The following is a 25,801-nucleotide window of genomic DNA, read 5'->3' as shown; positions in this document are numbered from 1 at the left end:
TATGCCTGGCGGCACTAGCGCGGTGGTCCCACCTGACCCCATGCCGAACTCAGAAGTGAAACGCCGTAGCGCCGATGGTAGTGTGGGGTCTCCCCATGCGAGAGTAGGGAACTGCCAGGCTCCAAATTAAAGTGTGCTGATATGGCTCAGTTGGTAGAGCGCACCCTTGGTAAGGGTGAGGTCCCCAGTTCGACTCTGGGTATCAGCACCAGTTTTTAGGTTTAAAGTTCGGCGCTGGATAAAGAATTTGCCTGGCGGCAGTAGCGCGGTGGTCCCACCTGACCCCATGCCGAACTCAGAAGTGAAACGCCGTAGCGCCGATGGTAGTGTGGGGTCTCCCCATGCGAGAGTAGGGAACTGCCAGGCTTCAAATAAACAAAAAGGCCATCCTTACGGATGGCCTTTTTGTTTTGTATTTCCAGTGAAATAAAAGGCCACTTACGTGGCCTTTCTCTTTAAATATCAATGAATAACCTGAGACAAGAATGCACGAGTACGCTCCGACTTAGGGTGAGCAAAGAACTCATTTGGTGGTGCCTGCTCCACGATCTCACCTCTATCCATAAAGATCACTCTATCAGCAACCGTCCGCGCAAAGCCCATTTCATGTGTCACACACAGCATCGTCATACCAGAGTCTGCCAGGCCAATCATCGTATCCAGTACTTCTTTAACCATCTCTGGATCAAGTGCAGAAGTTGGCTCATCAAACAGCATAATCTTAGGTTTCATGCATAGGGAACGTGCAATTGCCACTCGTTGCTGCTGACCACCGGATATTTGCCCCGGGAACTTATGTGCGTGTTCGGCAATACGAACCCTTTCCAGGTAATGCATAGCTAGCGTTTCCGCTTCTTTCTTCGGCATTTTACGTACCCAAATTGGTGCGAGCGTGCAGTTCTGCAAAACGGTCAGGTGTGGGAACAGGTTAAAGTGTTGGAAAACCATCCCGACCTCAGTCCTAACCTTCTCTATATTACGTAAATCATCGTTGAGTTCGGTTCCATCAACGACAATACGCCCTTGCTGATGTTCTTCCAGATGGTTAATACAGCGAATAGTTGTGGATTTTCCTGAACCAGAAGGGCCACACAGGACAATGCGTTCTCCTTGCTTAACCTTCAGATTTATATCCTTGAGTACGTGAAATTGTCCGTACCATTTATTAACGTTCTCCAGCATGATCATCGCATCAGCGGGTTGCATAGTAATCTGGCTCATTTATTCATCCTCAGTGCGGTGTTCTTCCGGTGTTAAAACGTTTTTCAAGATGCTGGCTGTAGCGCGACATGCTGAAACAGAAAATCCAGTAGATGAGGGCTGCAAAGACGTAGCCTTCGGTCGACATTCCAAGCCAGGCAGGATCGACAGTGGCTTGCTGTACGCTGCTAAACAGATCAAACAAGCCAATAATGATCACCAGACTGGTGTCTTTGAACAGAGCAATAATGGTGTTAACCAGGCCTGGAATGACCATCTTTAATGCCTGCGGGAGGATCACTAATCCCTGGGTTTTCCAGTATCCCAACGCCAGAGATTCTGCGGCTTCGTATTGCCCTTTTGGTAGTGCCTGCAAACCTCCGCGAACCACTTCAGCGACATAAGCCGACTGGAAAAGGATCACGCCGACCAATGCGCGGATAAGTTTGTCTATGCTTGTTCCTTCAGAAAGAAATAGCGGCAGCATGACGGATGACATGAACAACACAGTGATTAGCGGAACACCTCGCCAGAACTCGATAAATATCACTGACAAGATTCTGACTACCGGCATTGTCGAACGGCGACCTAAGGCCAGTAAGATCCCTAATGGCAACGCCCCGGCGATCCCTACTGATGCGATGATTAGCGTTAAAGTTAAGCCACCCCACTGACGTGTTTCGACGCGATCCAGCCCTAAAAACCCACCGTACAATAAACCCCAAACAACCAGCGGATAGATAACTGCCCATGCGGCGATATAACGGCCACGGCGAGGCATCGCATTCCAGAACATTGGAATGATGGAAACCAGACCAATAAGCAGTGCAAGGTTAATGCGCCAGCGTTGATCATGCGGGTAGAGCCCGTACATAAACTGTCCGAAACGTGCGTGGATAAACACCCAGCATGCCCCTTCTTTTGTGCAGTCCGCACGGGTTTCACCAATCCAGTTAGCCTGGAAAATCGTCCAGTTTAACAAGGGTTGAATCAGCACCCATATCATCCACAAACAGAAAATAGTCAGTAAGCTATTAGACCAGCTGGAAAAAAGATTCTTACGAGCCCATTGCACGGCACTTGAGCGAACAGCTTTTGGGCGCGCGTGATGTGACACTAATGCTTTTGTCATCGTAATTCCTTAGCGCTCAACCAGGGCAATTCGCCGGTTATAGATATTCATCAGTAACGAAATAGTCAGGCTGATAATCAGGTAGACCGACATTGTTATCGCAATAGTTTCAATGGCTTGACCAGTCTGATTGAGCACCGTTCCTGCGAACAATGAAACCATATCCGGATAACCAATAGCGGCTGCCAGTGATGAGTTTTTGACGATATTGAGGTATTGGCTGGTGAGTGGCGGGATGATGACGCGCATTGCCTGAGGAATGATCACCTGGCGCAATGTAACAGGGTTCGGTATCCCCAGTGAACGCGCCGCTTCGTGTTGGCCGTAAGGTACCGATTGAATACCTGCACGGATAATTTCGGCAATAAAAGCGGATGTATAGACCGACAGCGCTAAAGTTAATGCCGCCAGTTCAGGAATGAGAACCATCCCCCCACGGAAGTTAAAACCACGCAACGCGGGAACATCCCAGTGCAATGCTGCACCAAATAGCCAATGTGCGAGTAGCGGTAACAAGATCAGTAACCCCAGACCATAGGGCCAGGTACGGCGCAATTGCCCCGTTTTTATCTGATGCATTTTGTTATAGCGATACAAGCCTGCCGAAATTATCAGTGCTAACAAAATGGCGCCGATAAAAGCCAGTACACCTTCACCAATCTGCGGGGAGGGAATATAGAGCCCGCGGTTACTTAGAAAGAGAAGGTCGAACGCGTTGACTGCCTGACGAGGACCCGGCAGGTTGCGAAGAACGGCAAAATACCAAAAGAAGATCTGCAATAAAGGTGGGATATTGCGGAATGTCTCAATGTAAAAAGTGGATAGTTTGCGTAGCAACCAGTTATCGGAAAGGCGGGCAAGTCCAAGAAAGAAGCCGATAAATGATGCAAACACAATACACAATGCGGAAACCAATAAGGTGTTCAGCAGGCCGACAACAAACACGCGGCCATAAGTATCACCCTGCTCATAATCAATGAGGTGCTGAACGATACCGAAGCCTGCGGCTCGATCAAGGAATGCAAAACCTGAGGTAATGCCACGATTGCTAAGGTTAGTGACGGTGTTGTGTATCAGGTAAACAGCAATGCCAACCACAATGGCGACCGCGATAATCTGAAACAGCCAGGCACGAACCGCTGGGTTAGAAAAGGAAATATCACCTTTTACGATTGGGTGGCGATGGGACATAAGCGAACCTCAGTAACATAAACTCAAACTTTGGGCACTACCGCAGTAGTGCCCATTTCTGACATCTCGCTTAGCGAACAGGCGGTGCGTACTGAATACCGCCTTTGTTCCACAGGTTGTTTTGTCCACGTTTGATCTTCAGCGGGCTATCAGAACCGACGTTATGTTCGAAGATTTCGGCGTAGTTGCCGACTTGTTTGACGATGTTATAGGCCCATTTATTATCGAGCTTCAGGTCTTTACCGAAATCACCTTCTTTACCTAGCAGGTGTGCCATATCCGGTGTTGTTGGGTTAGCAGCCATCTGATCAACGTTTTTAGAGTCAATCCCCATCTCTTCAGCATTGAGCATGGCGAACAACGTCCAGCGTACGATAGAGAACCAGTCTTCATCACCACGGCGTACGACTGGGCCTAAAGGCTCTTTTGAAATGACTTCCGGCAGAACAATCCATTCACCTGGTGTGCTTAGTTTGATGCGCAGTGCATAGAGTTGAGATTGGTCGGAAGCCAGAGTATCGCAGCGGCCTGATTCCAGCGCTTTAGCAGATTCATCAGAGCGATCGAACGTTACTGGGGTGTATTTCATATTATTTGCTTTGAAGTAATCGGCGACGTTCAGTTCGGTATCAGTACCTGCCTGAATACAAACGGTCGCGCCATCTAGTTCTTTAGCGCTCTTCAGGCCTGCTTTGTTGTGTGTCAGGAAGCCGATGCCATCGTAATAAGTGACGCCGGTAAACATCATTCCCATGCCAGCATCGCGTGATGAAGTCCAGGTGGTATTACGTGACAGAATGTCCACTTCGCCTGACTGGAGAGCTGTAAAACGCTCTTTTGCGGTCAGCGGGGTATATTTAACTTTCGAGGCATCCCCAAATACCGCAGCGGCAACGCCACGACAAACGTCCACATCAATGCCGGTAAATTTACCGTTTGCATCAGCGTAAGAAAAACCAGGTAAGCCGTCACTTATCCCGCATTGCACAAAGCCTTTCTTCTTTACCGCGTCAAACGTGGTGCCAGCATGAGCCTGATTGACTACCGCGAATAATGCACCGGCAGCGACCAGAGTGGAGATCAGTGTCTTTTTCATAATGCATCCTGTGTGGCGAAATTATCGTTATAAGTGTAGGCATCTGGATGACGCCATTTTCCTGTCTGTGGCATCTGCCAATGTGGTTAAAGCAAAGGGAGTGCCAAGGTTGCAAGAGACGGCATGCGTGTGCCTCCCGTCGCAGTAAGCTGAGTGTAGACAGGAAAAATTACTTGCAGCGCCCCACAACGGGGCAAAATTGAAACCTACGCCACATTTCAGCGCAAAAAAGTTTCAGTTTTTGATCATATGAAAAGAAGTAATTTCTGGCGTGAAAATTAGCGTGAATAGCACCTGTATTGGTTTGTGGAAGGAGTCACATCTGCTGCTGCAATAAAACAAAATCTGAAAGAAGTAAGTGATTTGTTTCACGCCAAAAAAGATTGGGGATACAAGCCAGCGAAACTAAAAAAATGAAGTTGTGGGAATGGATGCACTTTAATAAAGCAAAGGAAAATGACTGCGGATTTTCCAATAAAAAAGCGCGCCCGATATGGGCGCGCTTATTAAATACGGAATGTACTTTATTTAGTTAATGCAACGATACCCAGCGTTAGGCCGGCAATCGCTGCGGCACCACCGGCAATTGCACCTGCGGTTTCCCAGTTATCCTGAGTTGTCCCTTTCATGCAGGTGTTGGTGTGCACCAGGCGGCCCTGATCGTCATAGACTGGCACGCAAGGTGAGTTGGTTGCACAACCTGCCAGAAGTGTAGAAAGCAACGCAGCGGCAATTAGCTTTTTCATATGGAACCTCATTAAACCAAACCCCGTTCAGGGATAATTCGTGCGTTAAGGCTACAATTATCTAATAACCTGAACCGGTGTGAATGTGGTGATTTTATCACCGCAGTGGGCATGGAGAGCAGAGAGGAATAATTGCAATTCATGTGCAGTGTAAACAAAGTGGAGAAAAGCGGGCATAGACAAGAAAGTGTGGAGAAAAAGTGAAGTTAAACATTTTCAGATAACCAGTCCGCGTCACAACTATTAAAAAGGGTGCATTACCAAGGGTAGTAACCATTTAAATCATATGGTTAACTGGTGGTTGTCAGTGCGTGCTACAGGCTCGTTTAATACATGGTTAATATTAAGGATAAGAATATGCCAGCTGTCATTGAAAAAGCATTGGACTACATTGGCGGTATGAATACATCCGCATCAACACCACATTCTATGGATGAGAGTACAGCTAAGGGGATATTTAAGTATCTGAAAGAGCTGGGGGTACCGGTTAGCGCAGAAGATGTTACGGCAAGAGCTAATCAGGAGGGATGGAACGCTGAATTCACGAAAAAAGTCGCAGGCTGGGCTGATAAAATTGAGTCTGGTAACCGCGTTCTTATTAAAAATCCTGAATACTTTTCTTCATATATGCAAGAGCAACTCCGTGCGTTAGCGGAAGCTGAATATTCGCATACCGAGTAAGTTTACCTGACCCATTCGTTAGCAAATTAGCCTTTCACCAGGCAGATTACAAACGTTAAAAAAGGCGCTTCCCCATGCCGAGTAGCGCCTTTTTAAACAACAACTTAACTGATTAATATCAGTTCATGCCGTATTTTTTCAATTTTTTACGCAGCGTGCCACGGTTGATGCCCATCATCAGGGCAGCGCGGGTTTGGTTGCCACGGGTGTATTGCATCACCATGTCCAACAATGGCTGCTCTACTTCAGCCAATACCAGCTCATACAGATCGTTAACATCTTGACCATTCAGTTGAGCAAAATAGTTCTTCAGTGCTTGTTTCACGGAGTCACGAAGAGGTTTTTGGGTAACCTGATCCTGTGAGTTAACGGTAGAAACGGTTAGTACGTCAGAATTTACGCGTTGTTCGAACATAGTTCTGTCAGCTCTTTATTTCTAATTACGCAAGATTTTCGAAGTATGCCTCCAACGCCTCAAGCTGTTCGCTTGCATCCTCAATGGCGTTGAATGTGCGCCGAAACTGGTCATTTGGAGCGTGTTCCTGTAAGTACCAGGAGACGTGTTTGCGAGCAATTCGGTATCCCTTAGCATGACCATAAAAGTCATGAAGTTCTCCAATATGCCCACAAAGTAAGCGCTTCACCTCTGCCAGAGGCAGTGGAGGAAGCAGCTCTCCAGTGTCCAGATAATACTGGATTTCCCGAAAGATCCAGGGTCTTCCCTGAGCCGCGCGTCCTATCATAAGAGCATCAGCCCCTGTGTAGTCGAGCACAGCTCTGGCTTTAAGCGGGTCAGTAATGTCACCATTCGCGATTACCGGAATGGAAACTTTCTGCTTAACTGCCCGAATGCTGTCGTATTCAGCATCTCCCTGAAATAAACAGGCGCGAGTGCGTCCATGAATTGTCAGAGCCTGAATGCCACAGTCTTCAGCCAGTTGGGCAATCTCTTCACAGTTACGGTGCGCCGTATCCCAGCCAGTGCGAATCTTCAACGTTACAGGTACGTCAACTGCGTTAATTACCGTCGTCAGGATAGACTTCACCAGAGTTGGGTATTGCAGCAATGCAGAGCCTGCGAGTTTACGATTCACTTTCTTAGCAGGGCATCCCATATTGATATCAATAATCTGGGCGCCATTAGCCACGTTAATGCGTGCGGCCTCTGCCATCTCATCAGGGTCACTACCGGCAATTTGCACGGTGCGGATACCTGGTTCATTCACGTGCACCATTCGTAAACGTGATTTATCACTCGCCCAAACTTCAGGGTTGGAGGACATCATCTCGGAAACAGTCAGTCCGGCTCCCATCTCGTAACACAGCGTCCTGAATGGCCTGTCAGTGATGCCAGCCATAGGTGCTGCTATCAGTCGATTTCTGAGCTGGTGTTGTCCAATGCGCATGAGTTAAGAAATGACCATACTTGCCTGCAAGGCGGCGTATATTACGCATTTTTAGCCTGAGATGAAAGGCCAAACTTTGAACAATCAGCTGTCGTAGATCAATGAATCCTTATCTCGTGCAGTGACAAAAATAAATTAACTATATTTTTCAGTTTGTTATGAATTATTGGTTGATTTGTGCGCTTTTATTTTTTCACCACATTCAGGGGTAATTCATTATTTTTTACGTATAAGACACCAGATAAAGTGCTGCTTAAATCACCAAACTTAGTGTTTTTCTGCGATCGGCATCTCATTTTGCTGCGAGTTATCACTGGGATGAATTGTTGTAAACGGAGTGTTGCTCAGGGAGTTTAGAGGTCAGTAACGTGGCTTGATACCACGTTACTGAGAGGAGAACTTTAGAGTTTGATACCGGTAATTCGGCACCATTCTTCTTTTTCTGCGACTGGGTCGAGCGTGAATTTATCCTGATATGCTTCGCAAACACCTTCGGCCTGGCTTGCCAGAACGCCAGAAAGTCCAAGGAAACCGCCCTGAACAGGCAGTACGCTGATTAACGGAGCTAGCTCACGCAAAGGGCCTGCCAGGATGTTAGCAACGACCACATCGGCGCTCATGACTTCTGGCTGGTCTTTTGGCAGATACAGTTCCAGGCGATCAGAAACACCATTGCGTTCTGCGTTATCGCGGCTGGCCTGAATCGCCTGCGGGTCGATATCAATACCAATTGCTTTCACTGCACCCAATTTCAGTGCAGCAATAGCAAGAATGCCGGAGCCGCAGCCAAAATCGATAACGGTTTTGCCCGCCAGATCTAAGCTATCAAGCCACTCAAGACACAAAGAGGTCGTTGGGTGAGTGCCGGTACCAAATGCAAGGCCAGGATCCAGCATCACATTCACCGCGCTAGCGTCTGGCACATCGCGCCAGCTTGGGCAAATCCACAGGCGTTGACCAAAGCGCATCGGGTGGAAGTTATCCATCCACTCACGCTCCCAATCTTTGTCTTCAAGCTGTTCGATTTTATGTGGGAAACCGATGCTCAGGAGAGGGCAGTTTTCAAGAATCGCGACCACTTCTTCCATGTCAGTTTCTGCATCGTACAGACCAATGACATCGGTATCGCCCCATAGACGGGTTTCACCAGGTAACGGTTCGAATACCGGTGTGTCATGGGTATCCTGAAAGGTTACGGAAACCGCACCGCTTTCGATCAGCGCATCGCCGAGCTCTTCAGCATTTGAGCCTGAGGTATTAATTTTCAGTTGAATCCATGGCATAGCGAAACTCTTTATTTATCAGTAGTTGAAACGAGTGCTGGAACAGGTAGAGGCTGACCAAAACGGTTGCCTACCAGGAACGCCAGCAAACTTAATAATAAGGATGGCACAATTGGGTGGAAGCCCAGGAACTGGATTTTGAAGCTCGCCAGCACGGCATACAACCCGCCACCGACAATCATCGCGCTTAACGCGCCCGCGGCATTAGCTCGTTCCCAATAAAGACCGAGCACTAAAGGCCACAGGAACACCGCTTCTAATCCACCAAACGCCAGCAAATTCAGCCAGATGATCATCTCAGGCGGACGCCATGCTGCAAGTAGCAGTAACGCACCTAAAATCAGCGTGATCACCGATGACATTCTTTTCAGCCGCTTTTCGTTAGTGATCTGATCCGGTCTCATATTCAGATAAAGATCTTTGACGATCGTAGCTGATGATTGAAGCAGTTGGGCATTAATTGTCGACATGATTGCTGCCATCGGTGCAGCAAGGAAGATCCCGGCGGCAAACGGTGGTAACACTGTGACCATTAACGTTGGGATAACTAAATCCGGTACTTTCAAATCGGGTATGACCGCGCGGCCTAAAGCTCCCGCCAGGTGCATACCAAACATCAAAATCGCCACTACAATCGTGCCGAGGATAATCCCACGGTGCACGGCTTTGCTGTCTTTATAAGAGATGCAACGCACTGCCGTATGTGGCAAACCAATCACGCCGAAACAGACCAGCACCCAGAACGACGTCATAAACGTTGGTGAAAGAATATCGTCTGCGCCCTGCGGTGAAACAAGTTTAGGGTCGATATGCTGTAGCGTATCGACCGCGTTGTGTAAGCCACCAGCAGCGTGAACGATACCCACCAACAGCAGAATCGTTCCAACCAGCATCACCATTCCCTGCATAGCATCGTTGAGAACGCTGGCACGGAAGCCACCGAATGCAGTGTAAAGCGCGATACTGATACCAAAAATCAGCAGGCCAGTTTCGTAAGGAATACCCGCAGCGGTTTCCAGTAAGCGAGCCCCGCCAATGAACTGCACGGTCATGGCACCGATAAATGCCACCAATAAGCTAATACTTGCCAGCCACACCAGCAGACGGCTTTGGTAGCGCGCATACAGCATGTCGTTCAGGGTAACGGCGTTATAGCGACGCGCCAGAATGGCAAACTTTTTACCCAAAATCCCTAGTGATAACCACACCGCGGGAAGCTGAATCATTGCCAGCAAAACCCAGCCCAAGCCATATTTATAAGCAGCGCCAGGCCCGCCAATAAATGAACTGGCACTGATATAGGTAGCGGTGAGCGTCATCGCTAATACGAAGCCACCCATTGAACGGCTACCGAGGAAATACTCGTTAAGGAAATTTCCTGTTGTGCGACGCCTCATGGCATACATGGAAATGCCAAAAACGACTAACAGATAGGCTACCAGCGGCAGTATGACTTCAAGCTGCATGATCATCCTCCAGTGGGATATCGCGGAAGATGAACTTCACCATGGCCCAACACAGCAAAATGAACAGCAAAGGTACCAGCAGGCACGCCATTTCAAACCAGTGTGGGAGACCTGTTGGGCCAATATCGTTACCAGGTAAGTAAGCAGCCACTAACCATGCTGCGAGGTAGAGAAGGGTGAGCCAAAGCGCCCAGCGGGCTTCTTTATTGGCCTGAACAAAACGCGCGTCCATTGTTGTCCCTTGAGTTGGCAGAAAGCCGCGATTGTAACGCATAGCCAAAAAAGGAAAAGGCCGGATAACCGGCCTTTTAGCGATGTTGACTGCGGAAACTTAGTCCTGAAGACCCAGTTTCTTCTCCAGATAGTGGATGTTAGTCCCACCGTGCTGGAAGTTTTCATCGTTCATGATGCGAGTCTGCAAATCAACGTTGGTTTTGATGCCATCGATGATCAGTTCCGCCAGGGCGTTCTTCATACGAGCGATTGCCACTTCACGAGTTTCACCGTAACAGATGAGCTTCGCGATCATTGAATCGTAGTATGGAGGAACGGTGTAGCCGGAATAGATATGCGATTCCCAACGTACACCAAAACCACCCGGCACATGGCAGCGAGTAATTTTGCCAGGGCTTGGCAGGAAGGTATTCGGGTCTTCGGCGTTAATACGGCATTCAACCGCGTGGCCTTTAACCTGAACATCTTCTTGCTTGATAGACAGTGGCTGTCCTGCAGCAATACGAAGCTGTTCTTTAATCAGATCAACACCGGTGATCATTTCTGTTACCGGGTGTTCAACCTGAATACGGGTGTTCATCTCGATAAAGTAGAACTCACCGTTTTCGAACAGGAACTCGAATGTACCTGCACCGCGATAGTTGATATCGATACACGCTTTAGAACAGCGCTCACCGATGAATTTACGCAGCTCAGGCGTGATGCCTGGTGCTGGCGCTTCTTCCACAACTTTCTGGTGACGACGCTGCATAGAGCAGTCACGTTCAGCCAGATAGATCGCTTTACCCTGGCCATCAGCAAGAACTTGAATCTCGATGTGGCGTGGGTTTTCCAGGTACTTCTCCATATAGACCATATCGTTGTTGAAAGCAGCTTTTGCTTCCGCACGGGTCATATTGATGGATTGTTCCAGATCGGCATCGTTACGCACGACACGCATACCACGACCGCCGCCGCCGCCGGACGCTTTGATAATTACCGGATAACCGATGCGTTTAGCATGGGCACGGTTTTTATCCATATCGCCGTCAAGAGGGCCGTCAGAACCAGGTACGCAAGGTACGCCAGCTTTCTTCATTGCGTTGATTGCAGAAACTTTATCGCCCATCAGACGGATAGTTTCAGCACGTGGGCCAATGAAGATAAAGCCTGAACGCTCAACCTGCTCAGCAAAGTTGGCATTTTCAGACAGGAAGCCATAACCCGGGTGAATCGCAACGGCGCCAGTAATTTCTGCCGCAGAGATGATTGCCGGGATATTCAGATAGCTTTTTACAGACGGAGCAGGACCGATACAAACAGTCTCGTCCGCCAGCAATACGTGTTTTAGATCGCGGTCGGCAGTGGAGTGCACAGCGACAGTCTTGATGCCCAGTTCTTTACAGGCACGAAGAATACGCAATGCAATCTCACCACGGTTAGCGATAACAATTTTATCCAGCATGTTCGCCTCGTTACTCGATGACGACCAGCGGCTCGTCAAATTCAACCGGTTGACCATTTTCAACCAGGATAGCTTTCACCACACCGGCTTTGTCAGCTTCGATCTGGTTCATCATTTTCATTGCTTCAACGATACACAGAGTGTCGCCAACGTTAACCTTCTGGCCAACTTCAACAAATGACTTAGCATCCGGGCTTGGGGTGCGGTAGAAAGTACCTACCATTGGGGAACGCACGATGTGACCACTGATTTCAGCAGCCGCCGGTGCTTCTGCCGGAGCGGCAGGTGCAACAACGTTAGACAGGCCAGCCTGCGGCTGTGGCTGGTACATTGGCGCAGCATAAGCCTGTTGCATCATCGGGTAACCGGTGTTTGCCGGTGCACGACTGATGCGTACAGATTCTTCGCCCTCAGAAATTTCCAGTTCAGAAATGCCTGATTCTTCAACCAGCTCGATCAGTTTTTTAATCTTACGAATATCCATGAGTGGGTTCCGTACTCTTGTTTAGATGGATTTTGACAAGCGTTTTACCGCCGTCTGTAGTGCATATGAATAGCCGTCAGCGCCTAATCCGCAGATGACACCAACCGCTTTATCAGAAAGATATGAATGATGGCGGAACGGTTCGCGCGCATGCACATTGCTCAGATGAATCTCGATAAAAGGAATATCCACCGCTAACAAGGCATCACGCAGCGCAACGCTGGTATGCGTAAACGCGGCCGGATTAATCAGAATAAAATCAACAGTGTCTTTAGCCTGATGAATTCGGTCGATCAACTCATATTCAGCATTAGATTGCAGGTGGCTGAACGAGACATTTAGCGTTTTTGCTTCTTCTTCGAGAGAGTTAACAATTTGCGCTAGAGTCAGCGTGCCGTACTTCTCAGGCTCACGTGTTCCCAGCATGTTAAGATTCGGGCCGTTCAAAAGCAAAATGTGAAAATTAGCCGACATCGTGCTGCCATCTCCTGCAATTTGTAGGTATTTTACAAAATATACCTAAGTTGCTCGGTTGTCACCTTCAGAGCCAGAAAATGGCCTGTCAGAAAAACCAAAGTCGCACATTATAACGATTTCGTAGCATTTGGCAGCTAAATACTGGTCTTATCAGGGAAGATGATCAACTCATATCCTTTTTAGGGGCACGGTTGATCACTTTTCTGCGGAGAAGAACACATATCTGGTGTTAACGCAGCCACATCCGGAATTTCTTATAGCGCAAGGCCAAAAGGATGAATGCGCCCAGAGCATACAGCAACGGTTGCGGGGAAATAACCTTTACCGACCATAAATAATGTATGGGGGCGAGAATTGCGACCAGATAGACGAAGTTATGCAATTTTTGCCAGCGTGAACCTAATTTTCGTTGTAAAGATTGGGTCGAGGTTGCCGCCAATGATAGCAGCACCAGCCAGCTGATTATTCCTAAAGTCAAATAGGGGCGCGTGACCAACTCCTTGCCAAGCAGTGCCAGATTGCTGATTCCCAGTTCCAACATGGCATAGCTAGTTAAATGAAGAGTGGCCCAGGCAAAACACCACAACCCCAGCAGACGACGGGTACGAATCAGCAGTGGTTGTTTACCGTATCGCGCTAAAGGTGTGACCAGGAGAGTCGCTAGCAGTAACTTGAGCGCCATCCTGCCGGTAAAATGCTGGATATCCTTCGCCGGATCGGCGCTCAAAAAGCCCTGGTTTGCGGCATAAAATAGCCAGACAAAAGGTAAGAACGCCGCGAGATGTAACCCCACTTTAAGCCACATGATTTGCTTCGCAGTTAATCTCACTTAGAAATTCTCCTTAAGATTTAAACCGCGGTACAGCGAAGCAACTTGATCGGCATAACCATTAAACAGCAATGTAGGCTGGCGTTTTACGTCAAGCACGCCACCTGAACCAATGAATCGTTCACTCGCCTGCGACCAGCGTGGGTGATCAACATTCGGGTTCACGTTGGCATAAAACCCATATTCATTCGGTGCAGCCATATTCCAGGTGGTGGGAGGTAGTTCACTAACGAGTTTGATACTGACAATCGACTTTATCCCTTTAAACCCATATTTCCACGGTACGGTCAGGCGGATTGGCGCGCCGTTTTGCGGCGGTAGCGCTTTGCCATAAACACCTACAGTCAGCAAAGTTAGCGGATGCATCGCTTCATCAAGTCTCAGTCCTTCAACGTAGGGATACTTCAAACCGCCGCCAATAAATCGATCTTTCTGTCCGGGCATTTGCTCCGGGTCGTAAATTGTTTCGAAGGCGACATATTTCGCATTGCTGGTGGGTTCAACCAAAGCCAGCAACTTGCTGAGCGGGAAACCAATCCACGGCACAACCATTGACCAGGCTTCAACACAACGCATGCGATAAATCCGCTCTTCAAGCGGGAATTTTTTGTAGAGATCGTCGTAATCCAGTGTCAGTGGCTTTGCCACTTCGCCACTAATTGTGATTTTCCACGGATCGGTTTTCAGACCCCCGGCGTTTGCCGCAGGGTCGGCTTTATCCAGACCAAACTCGTAGAAGTTATTGTAGCCAGTGACTTTATCTTCCGGGGTCATGGCGAGCTTAGCCTGCCATTGTTCGGGTTTACTAAATTGCAAAGGTTTCCCTGAAGGTGCTGGTGGCCGGTCATTACCTTTAAACCAGGAAAGAATATCTGCATTTGCAGTCTGAGGAAGCGAGAGGGCAGCCGCACCGATACCTAGTGCCTTCAGTACCTGGCGGCGTTTCATCATAAAAACGGATTCAGCTGTGACATCAGCTTCTGTGAAGCGGGTGACCTTCTTCATCTTATACTCCAGCGTGGCTTTATTCCGTAAGCATGACGGAGAACGCTAAACCCTGCGAATTTGTCACGAAAAATTGAAACTTAAACATAGTTCCAGGCTTGTTGAATATTTGTTAATAGGGGGAGGGTTGTCAGCAGCTATACTTGAGTTTCAGTGTGCAAAACACTCGCTTTGCAACAAAGGGTGAGAATATGTTCACTGTGTTTGCCAGGGCACCTCTTTTGCTATGTAATGCCGCATCAGGTCAGGCTTGGTATATCTTCACCAAACGGAGTTAACACAAGGATGCGATTAACGACGAAACTTTCTGCTTTTATGACATTGCTGACGGGGCTCGCTATTTTTGTGACACTCGTTGGTTGTTCATTAAGCTTCTTTAATGCGATGCATTATAAAGTGCATCAGCGTGTGGTTGCTGTTGCCACCATTATTGATAACGATTTAGTTTCCAGCTCACCAGAAGCTCTGATCAAGCGCCTCAATGAAGTGATGGTTCCGATTGATATCATCGCGGTCGATTTCAAAATTGGCGATAACACCGTTTATCAGCACCAATTGACCCAAACCTATCGCTTGCTGGGAAACAGCTACAGTTTCCGCACCGTGACTGTTGAATTAATGAAGTATCCCGGCATGTTTCTCAGTTTGACCTATCGCGATCCGGTAGCGGATTACTACAACTCTCTTTTCGCGACGGTACCTCTTTCTATCACGATTGGACTCATGCTTATCGTGCTGTTCTTTGCGATCCGCTGGATGAAAAAACAGCTCGCCGGGCAAGAGTTACTGGAAAGTCGCGCGCGTCGCATTCTGAATGGTGAAAGAGGTGTAGATATACGCGGTTCAGTTCTGGAATGGCCTCCTCAAGCCAGTAGTGCGCTTGATGTGTTGCTTTCAGATCTGCAAAACGCCAGCGAACAACGTAGCCGAATGGATACACTGATTCGTGCTTTCGCCGCGCAAGATGCGAAAACGGGTCTGAATAATCGCCTGTTCTTTGATAACCAATTGGCAACTTTACTCGATGAGCAGGAGCAAGTTGGCGCGCATGGTGTGGTGATGATTATTCGTTTACCGGATTTTGAAACGCTGCACGAAACGTGGGGGCGCAACGCGGTAGAAGAGTATTTGTTTACGATTATTAATATGTTATCGACATTTGTGATGCGCTATCCGGGGGCTTTGCTGGCACGCTATTTCCGTAGTGACTTTGCCGTTTTGTTGCCGCACCGCACATTGAAAGAAGCCGATAGCATTGCTAATCAATTACTGAAGGCTGTCGATTCGCTGCCTCCAACGCGGATGCTTGATCGTAATGACATGATGCATATCGGTATTTGTGCATGGCGTAGCGGGCAAAGCAAAGAGCAAGTTATGGAGAATGCAGAGGTGGCGACGCGTAATGCTTCCCTGCAAGGAACCAACGGCTGGTCGGTATATGACGATAGTTTGCCGGAAAAAGGGCGTGGTAACGTTAAATGGCGTACGCTCATTGAGCAGGTGTTGCAACGCGGCGGTCCACGCTTCTACCAAAAACCGTCTGTGAAGCGCGATGGTTATGTGCATCATCGTGAAATTATGTGTCGGATTTTCGACGGTCAACAAGAAGTATTGGCGGCAGAGTATTTGCCGATGGTTAAGCAGTTTGGTTTATCGGAGCAATATGACCGACAAATCATCGCTCGGCTATTGCCGTTAGCAGGATTCTGGCCTGAAGAAACGCTAGCCATTCAAGTGTCGGTTGAATCATTGATTCGGGCACCTTTCCAGCGTTGGTTGCGTGATGCGTTAATGCAATCTGAAAAATCACTTCGACGACGTATTCTTTTTGAACTTGCAGAGGCAGATGTTTGTCAACACATCAGCCGTTTGCAACCTGTGATTCGTTTGATCAAAGCATTGGGCGTACGTATTGCAGTTTCCCAGGCAGGTTTAACCGTAGTGAGTGCGTCTTATATTAAAGAGTTGGATGTAGAGTTGATAAAACTGCATCCAGGGCTTGTGCGTAACATTGAGAAACGAACCGAAAATCAGCTGTTTGTACAGAGTCTGGTTGAGGCTTGTAACGGGACTCAGACACAAGTTTTTGCGGTCGGTGTAAGAACGCGAAGTGAATGGCAGACACTGGTAGAGAAAGGCGTGGCGGGTGCTCAGGGGGATTTTTTTGCGGCCTCTGAACCGCTCGATAGCAACGTGAAAAAATATTCGCAAAGATACTCGGTTTAACCTGCCGTTTATAAATATTTCACGTAGAATAACGCGCGCTGCATCTCAAGGGGGCGGATACGCCTGCTGACCAGATTGTTAAAGCACGAATGAACCCAGTTTGCTTCCTTGCACTGTTCGTTTAACCTACAGCGTTTGTTTAATTCCTCTGCGGTTCGAGGATAGACGTGCCGAAAGTGTAACGGTCGTAGTAAACTGCACAATTTTTCACCATTGCAGAACATTTATGCGCCTTGTCGCTGCAATGAGTGGTTGGTAAAGTAAGCGGATTTTGTTTCCGCCCCAGCTTTCAGGATTATCCCTTAGTATGTTGAAAAAATTTCGTGGCATGTTTTCCAATGACCTGTCCATTGACCTGGGTACCGCGAATACCCTGATTTATGTAAAAGGACAAGGCATCGTACTGAATGAGCCATCTGTCGTGGCCATCCGCCAGGATCGTGCCGGTTCACCTAAAAGTGTTGCGGCCGTAGGTCATGATGCTAAACAGATGCTGGGTCGTACCCCTGGCAATATCGCAGCTATCCGTCCGATGAAAGATGGCGTTATTGCCGATTTCTTCGTGACCGAAAAAATGCTGCAACACTTCATCAAACAAGTGCATAGCAACAGCTTTATGCGCCCAAGCCCGCGTGTTCTGGTTTGTGTGCCAGTTGGCGCAACTCAGGTTGAACGCCGTGCTATCCGTGAATCTGCGCAAGGTGCAGGTGCTCGTGAAGTATTCCTGATTGAAGAACCAATGGCTGCGGCTATCGGTGCAGGCTTGCCAGTTTCTGAAGCAACCGGTTCTATGGTTGTGGATATCGGTGGTGGTACTACTGAAGTTGCCGTTATCTCTCTGAACGGCGTGGTTTACTCCTCTTCCGTTCGTATTGGTGGTGACCGCTTTGATGAAGCCATCATTAATTATGTGCGCCGTAACTACGGTTCACTGATTGGTGAAGCAACCGCTGAACGGATCAAACACGAAATCGGTTCTGCTTACCCAGGCGATGAAGTGCGTGAAATCGAAGTTCGTGGTCGTAACCTGGCTGAAGGTGTTCCACGCGGCTTTACTCTGAATTCCAATGAAATCCTCGAAGCCCTGCAAGAGCCTTTGACCGGTATCGTGAGTGCGGTAATGGTTGCACTGGAGCAGTGCCCACCAGAATTGGCTTCTGACATTTCTGAGCGCGGTATGGTTCTGACTGGTGGTGGCGCATTGCTGCGTAACCTCGACCGTCTGCTGATGGAAGAAACAGGCATTCCGGTAGTAGTTGCAGAAGATCCATTGACTTGCGTAGCCCGTGGTGGTGGCAAGGCACTGGAAATGATCGACATGCACGGCGGCGACTTGTTCAGCGAAGAGTAATCAGCCACACGTAAAAGGCAGTGACTATCACTGCCTTTTCCTTGCTGGCCCTGGAATACGCATAGCCTATGAAGCCAATTTTTAGCCGTGGCCCTTCGTTGCAGTTTCGCCTCATTCTGGCGGTGCTGGTGGCGATTGGTGTCATTATTGCCGATAGCCGTCTGGGTACGTTTAGTCAGATCCGAACGTATATGGATACTGCCGTCAGCCCTTTCTATTTTGTCTCAAATGGTCCCCGTGAATTGCTCGACAGCGTCTCGCAAACACTGGCATCACGCGATCAGCTAGAACTCGAAAATCGTGCACTGCGTCAGGAACTGATCCTGAAAAACAGCGAATTACTGATGATGGGTCAATATCGTCAGGAAAACGCACGTCTGCGCGAATTGCTTGGCTCACCGTTGCGTCAGGACGAGCAAAAAATGGTGACTCAGGTTATCTCTACCGTTAACGATCCTTACAGTGACCAGGTTGTCATTGATAAAGGGAGCGTGAATGGGGTCTATGAAGGTCAGCCAGTCATCAGTGATAAAGGTGTCGTAGGTCAGGTCATTGCGGTGGCTAAACTCACCAGCCGTGTTTTGCTGATCTGTGATGCGACTCATGCGCTACCGATTCAGGTATTGCGCAATGACATCCGCGTTATCGCGGCGGGCAACGGCTGTACTGACGATCTGCAACTGGAACATTTACCCGCAAATACCGATATTCGCGTAGGCGATGTATTGGTGACGTCTGGTTTAGGTGGTCGCTTCCCTGAAGGTTATCCGGTGGGTGTCGTTTCCTCTGTGAAACTTGATACTCAACGCGCGTACACAGTTATTCAGGCTCGCCCAACTGCTGGCTTACAACGTCTGCGTTATTTGCTGCTGCTGTGGGGAGCGGATCGTGAAGGCAAAACCCCAATGCCACCGGAAGAGGTTCATCGTGTAGCTAATGAGCGTTTGATGCAAATGATGCCGCAGGTATTGCCTCCGGCTGATTCTGTTGGCCCGCCAGCCCCAGCTCCGATTCCACCTCCGGCAACGGGAATGACTCAGGCTCCTGCAGGGAACTCCGCTTCTCCTGCATCTGCTACCCAGGGAGGGCAGTAGTGGGGAGTTACCGTAGTCAGGGTCGTTGGGTAATCTGGCTCTCTTTCCTTGTCGCCTTGTTGTTACAGGTAATGCCCTGGCCTGACGATTTAAAAATCTATCGTCCGGACTGGGTTTTACTTATTCTGCTGTACTGGATTCTGGCGTTGCCCCACCGCGTAAATGTTGGCACAGGTTTTGTGGTGGGTGCCATACTGGATCTGATCAGCGGGTCCACCCTGGGCGTGCGAGCGTTATCTCTGAGTATCGTTGCTTACCTGGTGGCGTTGAAATACCAGCTATTCCGCAATCTCGCGCTTTGGCAACAGGCTTTAGTGGTTATGCTGTTGTCATTGATGACAGATGTCATTGTTTTCTGGTCAGAATTTTTAGTCATCAACGTATCTTTCCGTCCGGAAATTTTCTGGAGTAGCGTGGTTAACGGCGTGCTGTGGCCATGGATATTTTTGCTGATGCGTAAAATTCGCCAACAATTTGCTGTGCAATAGGATTTAACATGACATCTTTGTATCTGGCATCGGGTTCTCCACGTCGTCAGGAACTTCTGACTCAGTTGGGTGTGTCATTTGAGCGCATTATTACCGATGTAGAAGAACAGCGTTTTAGCGGTGAGAGTGCGCAGCAATATGTTGTGCGCCTGGCGCGAGATAAAGCGCGGGCAGGTGTTGCATTAGCGCAACATGACTTACCAGTTTTAGGTGCAGATACTATTGTTATCTACAATGGCAACGTGTTGGAAAAACCTAAAGATAAACAACATGCTGCGCAGATGCTGCGCATGTTGTCCGGGAATCAGCATCAAGTGATGACGGCAGTTGCGTTAGCCGATCGCGAATCGTTACTGGATTGCCTGGTGACGACCGAAGTGACATTTCGCGCATTATCAGAACAGGATATCGCCGGCTACGTGGCCTGCGGTGAACCCATGGATAAAGCAGGTGCATACGGTATTCAAGGGCTTGGTGGTTGTTTTGTCAGGAAGATTAATGGCAGCTACCATGCTGTAGTCGGTTTACCGCTAGTTGAAACCTATGAATTGCTGAGTAATTTTCACGCTTTGCGTGATGGACGAGGAAAACATGACGGCTGAATTATTAGTCAACGTGACCCCATCGGAAACTCGGGTGGCTTACATTGATGGTGGAATACTGCAAGAGATCCATATTGAACGCGAAGCACGTCGCGGGATCGTAGGGAATATCTACAAAGGTCGTGTAAGCCGGGTACTTCCGGGAATGCAGGCGGCATTTGTAGATATTGGCCTTGATAAGGCAGCGTTTCTTCACGCTTCTGACATCATGCCCCATACCGAATGTGTGGCTGGTGAAGAGCGAAAAAACTTCACAGTACGCGATATCTCCGAACTGGTGCGCCAGGGGCAAGACCTGATGGTCCAAGTGGTGAAAGATCCGCTGGGTACTAAAGGTGCGCGCCTGACTACTGATATCACACTGCCGTCTCGTTACCTGGTCTTTATGCCAGGAGCCTCGCATGTGGGTGTTTCGCAACGCATTGAAAGTGAAGCTGAGCGTGAACGCCTTAAACGCGTGGTTAACGCATATTGCGACGAGCAAGGCGGATTCATCATCCGTACTGCGGCAGAAGGTGTATGTGAAGATGATTTGGCCGCAGATGCAGCTTACCTAAAGCGTGTCTGGACAAAAGTCAGCGAACGCAAAAAGCGTAATAAAACTCGTTGTCAGCTTTACGGTGAACTCGCGCTGGCACAACGCGTATTGCGTGATTTTGCTGATGAGGCACTCGATCGAATTCGTGTCGACTCACGCCTGACTTTCGACATGCTGCTGGAGTTCACCGCAGAATACATGCCGGAAATACACAACAAGATCGAACACTACAGCGGTCGCCAGCCAATTTTTGACCTTTTCGATGTTGAAAATGAAATTCAGCGGGCGCTGGAACGAAAAGTTGAACTGAAGTCGGGTGGCTATTTGGTCATCGATCAGACTGAAGCGATGACTACCGTGGATATCAACACGGGTGCATTTGTTGGTCATCGCAATCTCGACGATACTATTTTCAATACTAATATTGAAGCGACTCAGGCGATTGCCCGTCAGTTACGTTTGCGTAACCTGGGCGGCATTATCATTATTGATTTCATTGATATGAGTAATGAAGATCATCGTCGTCGTGTGTTGCATTCTCTTGAGCAAGCGTTAAGCAAAGACCGGGTGAAAACCAGTATCAATGGTTTCTCGCAGCTTGGTCTGGTTGAAATGACACGTAAACGCACGCGCGAAAGCGTTGAACATGTGCTGTGCAACGATTGTCCAACTTGCCACGGCCGCGGTACCGTGAAAACGGTTGAAACGGTCTGTTATGAAATTATGCGTGAAATTGTCCGCGTGCATCATGCTTACGATTCTGACCGCTTCCTGGTTTATGCCTCACCAGCCGTGGGGGAAGCACTGAAAAGTGAAGAGTCCCATTCACTGGCCGAAGTTGAAATTTTCGTGGGCAAGCAAGTCAAAGTACAGATCGAACCGCTCTATAATCAGGAGCAGTTTGACGTCGTTATGATGTAGCTCTCTGTGCGGTTGGCGCAGGTTCGAGTTCCGCTCCGGCGGCTAACAAGGAGATATACGTGAGGCGACTGCCCGGCATTCTGCTACTCACTGGCGCAACGCTTATCGTTATCGTCGCACTGCTGGTGAGTGGTTTGCGGCTGGTTTTGCCGCATCTCGATGCCTGGCGCCCGGCTTTGTTAGATAAAATTGAAGCGATGACTGGCACGCCTGTCGATGCCAGCCAGATAAAGGCAAGTTGGGAAAACTTTGGCCCTACTCTGGATGTGCGCGATGTTAAAGCTGGTCTGAAAGACGGCGGTGAGTTGAGCGTTAAGCGCGTGACGCTGGCGCTCGACCTTTGGCAAAGTATTTTGCATGCGCGCTGGCAATTCCGCGACCTCACTTTTTACCAGTTACAGATGCGCACCAATACCCCACTGAGCCAGAATCAGGGGGACGGTAAGTTTGAGCCGGGTAAAATCAGCGATCTCTTTTTACGGCAGTTCGATCACTTTGATCTGCGCGACAGCTCCCTTAGTTTCCTGACTCTATCTGGCCAACGTGCCGAACTCACGATCCCACAACTTACCTGGCTTAACACCAAAAACCGTCACCGTGCTGAAGGACTGGTCAGTCTGTCGAGCTTTACCGGACAGCACGGTCTGGCAAAAGTACGGATGGATTTACGGGATGAAAATGGCCTACTGAATATCGGCAAAGTCTGGCTACAGGCTGATAACGTTGACGTAAAACCGTGGCTCGGCCGCTGGATGAAGGACAATGTTAATTTACAGACTGCCAAATTCACCCTCGAAGCATGGATGGATATCAAAGAGGGCGATATTGCTGGTGGTAATATCTGGCTGAAGCAAGGCGGTGCAAGCTGGGCGGGGAAAAGCGCTGCACACCAGTTATCAGTAGATAATTTGATGGCCCGTGTCGAACGTTCAGAAGCAGGCTGGAATCTTGCTATTCCCTCAACCAATATCACCCTTGATGGTAAAACCTGGCCAAAAGGTTCGCTATCGTTAGCGTGGATTGCTCCGCAGGATGTGGGGGGGAAAGGGAATACTCGTGGTGACGAATTGCGGGTACGCGCCACAAATATGGAACTGGAAAGCTTCACTGGTTTACTGCCGATTGCCGAGAAAATCTCACCTGATATAGGCGATATTTGGACCTCCTTGCAACCTCGCGGGCACATTGATGTGCTGGCACTGGATATCCCGCTCCAGCAAACGGAAAACACCCGTATGCAAGGGCGCTGGAAAGATGTGAGTTGGAATCAATGGAAAATGCTTCCCGGTGTCGAACACTTCGCAGGTTCAATTACCGGTAGCGTTGCCCACGGGCAGCTTAATGCACAGATCCTCGATGCTAAAATGCCTTATGAAGGTGTATTCCGCGCGCCGCTGGAGATTGAACATGGCGACGCAACGCTTGAGTGGCGGAAAAATGCTTCTGGTTTCCAGCTTGATGGCAAAAATCTTGATGTAAAAGCTCGCTCGGTATGGGCGGCAGGCGATTTCCGTTATTACCAGCCTGAGGGTGGTGACCCATGGTTAGGCATTTTAGCCGGAATCAGTACTAACAACGGTGCTGATGCCTGGCGTTATTTCCCTGAAAATCTGATGGGCAAAGAACTGGTTGATTACCTCAGTGGCGCTATTCAGGGCGGTGAAGCTGAAAACGCGACGCTGGTCTACGGCGGTAATCCTCATCTCTTCCCGTATCTGCATAACGAAGGGCAGTTTGAGGTCTACGTTCCGCTACGCAATGCTAAATTTGCTTTCCAGCCTGACTGGCCGGCATTAGAGAACCTGAATATCACGCTTGATTTCATCAATGACGGTTTATGGATGAAGTCTGATGAGGTGAAACTCGGGGGGGTTACTGGGCGCAACCTCACGGCGATTATCCCGGATTACTCGAAAGAAAAACTGTTGATTGATTCTGATATCAGCGGCCCTGGAAGTGCCGTAGGTCCGTATTTCAAAGAAACACCTCTAAAAGATTCGCTGTCTGCTGCTCTTGATGAACTCCAGATTGGTGGGGATGTGAATGCTCGCTTACATCTGGATATCCCATTCAATGGCGATATGACCACCGCTTCAGGTGACGTCCAGCTTCACAACAATACGCTGCTGATAAAACCGCTCTCCAGCACTCTGAACAACCTGACGGGTAAATTCAGTTTTGTGAACGGCGATTTGAAAAGCGAACCATTAAAAGCCACCTGGTTTAACCAACCCGTAGGTATTGATTTTAATACCAAAACTGGTGAGAAAGATTACAAGATTGGCGTCAATTTGCTGGGCGACTGGCAGCCAACAAAAATGGGTGTTTTGCCTGAGCCGGTTAATAAAGAGTTGAGCGGTAACGTCCCATGGAAAGGTGATGTGGCGATTACGCTTCCTTATCGCGGAGAGGCAAATTATCAGGTCAATGTGGATGCAGATCTGAAAAATGTGAGTAGCCACTTACCTGCCCCAGTTAATAAATCAGCGGGTCAGGCACTGCCATTGAAAATCGCAGTGAAAGGCGACCTGAATAGCTTTAATTTGACGGGTAATGCCGGGCCGACAAATCACTTCTCCAGCCGCTGGTTACTGAATAAGAAACTGACGCTGGATCGCGCTATTTGGGCAACGAACAGCCACACAATTCCACCGTTACCTGACAATCCGGGTGTTGAGCTTGATCTCCCTGCGATGGACGGTGCGCAATGGTTAGCGCTCTTTAGCCAGGGGGCGGCGGAAAGTGTTGGTAACTCTGCATCATTCCCATCAGATATTACGTTACGCACGCCTTCGCTGACTTTCGCTGGGCAGCAGTGGAATAACCTGAGTCTCGTTTCCCACGCGATACCTGGCGGTACGCGTGTTGAAGCACAGGGTCGTGAAGTGAATGGCTCGTTGACGATGCAAGATAATGCGCCGTGGCGTGCAGCAATCAAATACCTCTATTTCAACCCTGATTGGGGTAATAGCACTGCCAAAACGACCAGCGCTTCTCCACTGGGAGACAATACTTCAATTGATTTCCGCAGCTGGCCTGATCTGCAACTGCGTTGTGCCGAATGTTGGCTGTGGGGGCAAAAATATGGCCGTATTGAAGGTGATCTCGCTGTTAAAGGGAACACGCTGGAATTAGAAAATGGCTTAGTCGATTCAGGGTTTGCAAGACTAACCGGCAGTGGTCAATGGGTTAACAGTCCAGCAGAAGAGCGTACCTCCATAAAAGGTAAACTTCATGGTAGTAAGCTTGATGCCGCAACCAATTTCTTTGGGGTTAAAACGCCAATTCAGGGTTCATCATTTGATGCGGATTATGATTTGCACTGGCGTGATAAACCCTGGCAGCCAGACTTTGCTTCACTTAACGGAATCCTGCATACCAAATTGGGTAAAGGTCAGATTGCGGATCTGGGCACGGGACACGCCGGGCAATTGCTGCGGTTGGTGAGTGTTGACGCTCTAATGCGTAAGCTGCGTTTCGATTTCAGCGATACCTTCGGTGATGGTTTCTATTTTGACTCCATTCGCAGTACGGCCTGGATCAAAGATGGCGTGCTGCATAGCGACGATACGCTGGTGGATGGCCTGGAAGCCGACATCGGCTTGAAAGGTTCTGTCGATTTGGTTAGACGCCGCGTCGATGTTGAAGCAGTTATAGCACCTGAAATTTCCGCGACTGTCGGGGTGGCAACAGCCTTTGTGGTTAACCCAATTATTGGTGCCGCTGTGTTTGCGGCCAGCAAAGTGTTAGGGCCTTTGTGGAGCAAAATCTCCGTGTTGCGCTACCACATCACTGGGCCGGTCGACCAACCACAAATCAACGAAGTGCTTCGTCAGCCGAGAGTTAACGACGCTAAGTGATTTGACGGGAGTCTTGAATTACCTCAAGCTCAATAGATATCTCCAAT

The 25,801-nt window shown here is 48.8% G+C and carries 23 protein-coding genes, 1 tRNA gene and 2 rRNA genes; 11 read left to right on the top strand and 15 right to left on the bottom strand.

Features of this window, described 5'->3' with window-relative positions:
- Nucleotides 1-4 precede the first annotated feature (4 nt).
- The 3 genes from rrf (LVQ79_RS20150) to rrf (LVQ79_RS20140) all read left to right on the top strand — a co-directional run bounded on the left by rrf (LVQ79_RS20150) (nucleotide 5) and on the right by rrf (LVQ79_RS20140) (nucleotide 366).
- A 5S ribosomal RNA gene (gene rrf, locus LVQ79_RS20150) occupies nucleotides 5-120 on the top strand.
- 15 nt (nucleotides 121-135) lie between these two features.
- Nucleotides 136-211: transfer RNA gene (locus LVQ79_RS20145), tRNA-Thr, on the top strand.
- Nucleotides 212-250: 39 nt separating this feature from the next.
- A 5S ribosomal RNA gene (gene rrf / locus LVQ79_RS20140) occupies nucleotides 251-366 on the top strand.
- Nucleotides 367-462: 96 nt separating this feature from the next.
- Here rrf (LVQ79_RS20140) and LVQ79_RS20135 read toward each other — a convergent pair.
- From LVQ79_RS20135 to LVQ79_RS20115, 5 genes are all read right to left on the bottom strand, one after another.
- On the bottom strand, nucleotides 463-1,221 hold the full coding sequence (locus LVQ79_RS20135; protein WP_232866340.1) for an amino acid ABC transporter ATP-binding protein: 759 nt from the start codon (nucleotides 1,219-1,221) through the stop codon (nucleotides 463-465).
- A gap of 10 nt (nucleotides 1,222-1,231) precedes the next feature.
- Nucleotides 1,232-2,332 (bottom strand): amino acid ABC transporter permease, encoded by a 1,101-nt coding sequence (locus LVQ79_RS20130; RefSeq protein ID WP_232866339.1) that lies wholly within the window; start codon nucleotides 2,330-2,332, stop codon nucleotides 1,232-1,234.
- Nucleotides 2,333-2,341: 9 nt separating this feature from the next.
- Complete coding sequence (locus LVQ79_RS20125; RefSeq protein WP_232866338.1) at nucleotides 2,342-3,523, bottom strand: amino acid ABC transporter permease; 1,182 nt, start codon at nucleotides 3,521-3,523, stop codon at nucleotides 2,342-2,344.
- 70 nt (nucleotides 3,524-3,593) lie between these two features.
- Complete coding sequence (locus tag LVQ79_RS20120; RefSeq protein WP_151996152.1) at nucleotides 3,594-4,619, bottom strand: amino acid ABC transporter substrate-binding protein; 1,026 nt, start codon at nucleotides 4,617-4,619, stop codon at nucleotides 3,594-3,596.
- A gap of 524 nt (nucleotides 4,620-5,143) precedes the next feature.
- Entirely contained in the window at nucleotides 5,144-5,365 is a 222-nt protein-coding gene (locus tag LVQ79_RS20115) for a hypothetical protein (RefSeq protein WP_034459881.1), read from the bottom strand.
- 333 nt (nucleotides 5,366-5,698) lie between these two features.
- On the opposite strand from LVQ79_RS20115, the gene LVQ79_RS20110 reads away from it, so the two are divergent.
- Nucleotides 5,699-6,046 (top strand): DUF1889 family protein, encoded by a 348-nt coding sequence (locus LVQ79_RS20110; RefSeq protein ID WP_232866336.1) that lies wholly within the window; start codon nucleotides 5,699-5,701, stop codon nucleotides 6,044-6,046.
- A 118-nt stretch (nucleotides 6,047-6,164) separates the two neighbouring features.
- Here LVQ79_RS20110 and fis read toward each other — a convergent pair whose 3' ends face one another.
- From fis to msrP, 10 genes are all read right to left on the bottom strand, one after another.
- Nucleotides 6,165-6,461 carry a DNA-binding transcriptional regulator Fis gene (gene fis, locus LVQ79_RS20105; protein ID WP_000462905.1) on the bottom strand — a complete coding sequence of 99 codons (297 nt, stop codon included), beginning with the start codon at nucleotides 6,459-6,461 and terminating at the stop codon, nucleotides 6,165-6,167.
- 25 nt (nucleotides 6,462-6,486) lie between these two features.
- Entirely contained in the window at nucleotides 6,487-7,452 is a 966-nt protein-coding gene (gene dusB / locus LVQ79_RS20100) for a tRNA dihydrouridine synthase DusB (protein ID WP_232866335.1), read from the bottom strand.
- A gap of 401 nt (nucleotides 7,453-7,853) precedes the next feature.
- Nucleotides 7,854-8,735: a 50S ribosomal protein L11 methyltransferase gene (gene prmA / locus LVQ79_RS20095; protein WP_151992942.1), complete on the bottom strand. Its 882-nt coding sequence runs from the start codon at nucleotides 8,733-8,735 to the stop codon at nucleotides 7,854-7,856.
- A gap of 11 nt (nucleotides 8,736-8,746) precedes the next feature.
- Nucleotides 8,747-10,201, bottom strand: a complete 1,455-nt coding sequence (gene panF / locus LVQ79_RS20090) for a sodium/pantothenate symporter (protein ID WP_151992943.1) — start codon at nucleotides 10,199-10,201, stop codon at nucleotides 8,747-8,749.
- On the bottom strand, nucleotides 10,191-10,433 hold the full coding sequence (locus tag LVQ79_RS20085) for a YhdT family protein (RefSeq protein WP_232866333.1): 243 nt from the start codon (nucleotides 10,431-10,433) through the stop codon (nucleotides 10,191-10,193). The genes panF and LVQ79_RS20085 overlap by 11 nt, the downstream gene beginning before the upstream one ends.
- A 99-nt stretch (nucleotides 10,434-10,532) precedes the next feature.
- Entirely contained in the window at nucleotides 10,533-11,879 is a 1,347-nt protein-coding gene (gene accC / locus LVQ79_RS20080) for an acetyl-CoA carboxylase biotin carboxylase subunit (RefSeq protein WP_151992944.1), read from the bottom strand.
- A 10-nt stretch (nucleotides 11,880-11,889) separates the two neighbouring features.
- Nucleotides 11,890-12,363 (bottom strand): acetyl-CoA carboxylase biotin carboxyl carrier protein, encoded by a 474-nt coding sequence (gene accB / locus LVQ79_RS20075; protein ID WP_034459857.1) that lies wholly within the window; start codon nucleotides 12,361-12,363, stop codon nucleotides 11,890-11,892.
- A 21-nt stretch (nucleotides 12,364-12,384) separates the two neighbouring features.
- Nucleotides 12,385-12,837 (bottom strand): type II 3-dehydroquinate dehydratase, encoded by a 453-nt coding sequence (aroQ, locus tag LVQ79_RS20070; protein WP_034459855.1) that lies wholly within the window; start codon nucleotides 12,835-12,837, stop codon nucleotides 12,385-12,387.
- Between the two features lie 232 nt (nucleotides 12,838-13,069).
- The gene (gene msrQ / locus LVQ79_RS20065) at nucleotides 13,070-13,669 is read right to left on the bottom strand and encodes a protein-methionine-sulfoxide reductase heme-binding subunit MsrQ (protein WP_232866331.1); all 600 of its coding nucleotides are present in this window, start codon (nucleotides 13,667-13,669) and stop codon (nucleotides 13,070-13,072) included.
- The gene (gene msrP / locus LVQ79_RS20060) at nucleotides 13,670-14,674 is read right to left on the bottom strand and encodes a protein-methionine-sulfoxide reductase catalytic subunit MsrP (RefSeq protein ID WP_232866329.1); all 1,005 of its coding nucleotides are present in this window, start codon (nucleotides 14,672-14,674) and stop codon (nucleotides 13,670-13,672) included.
- 285 nt (nucleotides 14,675-14,959) lie between these two features.
- Here msrP and csrD point away from each other — a divergent pair, with 285 nt between their 5' ends.
- The 7 genes from csrD to yhdP all read left to right on the top strand — a co-directional run bounded on the left by csrD (nucleotide 14,960) and on the right by yhdP (nucleotide 25,754).
- On the top strand, nucleotides 14,960-16,900 hold the full coding sequence (csrD, locus tag LVQ79_RS20055; protein ID WP_232866327.1) for an RNase E specificity factor CsrD: 1,941 nt from the start codon (nucleotides 14,960-14,962) through the stop codon (nucleotides 16,898-16,900).
- A gap of 307 nt (nucleotides 16,901-17,207) precedes the next feature.
- A complete protein-coding gene (mreB, locus tag LVQ79_RS20050; RefSeq protein ID WP_000913396.1) occupies nucleotides 17,208-18,251 on the top strand; it encodes a rod shape-determining protein MreB in 1,044 nt (347 codons plus the stop codon).
- A gap of 68 nt (nucleotides 18,252-18,319) precedes the next feature.
- Entirely contained in the window at nucleotides 18,320-19,345 is a 1,026-nt protein-coding gene (gene mreC, locus LVQ79_RS20045) for a rod shape-determining protein MreC (RefSeq protein WP_151992948.1), read from the top strand.
- Complete coding sequence (mreD, locus tag LVQ79_RS20040) at nucleotides 19,345-19,833, top strand: rod shape-determining protein MreD (RefSeq protein WP_034459838.1); 489 nt, start codon at nucleotides 19,345-19,347, stop codon at nucleotides 19,831-19,833. Before mreC ends, mreD begins: the two co-directional genes overlap by 1 nt.
- Nucleotides 19,834-19,841: 8 nt before the next feature.
- Entirely contained in the window at nucleotides 19,842-20,435 is a 594-nt protein-coding gene (locus tag LVQ79_RS20035; RefSeq protein ID WP_232866325.1) for a Maf family protein, read from the top strand.
- Entirely contained in the window at nucleotides 20,425-21,894 is a 1,470-nt protein-coding gene (gene rng / locus LVQ79_RS20030; protein WP_151992950.1) for a ribonuclease G, read from the top strand. Before LVQ79_RS20035 ends, rng begins: the two co-directional genes overlap by 11 nt.
- Nucleotides 21,895-21,953: 59 nt before the next feature.
- Nucleotides 21,954-25,754: an AsmA2 domain-containing protein YhdP gene (yhdP, locus tag LVQ79_RS20025; protein ID WP_232866323.1), complete on the top strand. Its 3,801-nt coding sequence runs from the start codon at nucleotides 21,954-21,956 to the stop codon at nucleotides 25,752-25,754.
- The last annotated feature ends 47 nt before the right edge of the window (nucleotides 25,755-25,801 follow it).

It is taken from the genome of Buttiauxella cochleicola (assembly GCF_021282405.1).
Classification (GTDB): Bacteria; Pseudomonadota; Gammaproteobacteria; order Enterobacterales; family Enterobacteriaceae; genus Buttiauxella; species Buttiauxella massiliensis.
The sequence above is the reverse complement of the archived record's forward strand: the minus strand, read 5'-3'. Positions and strand labels throughout refer to the sequence as shown.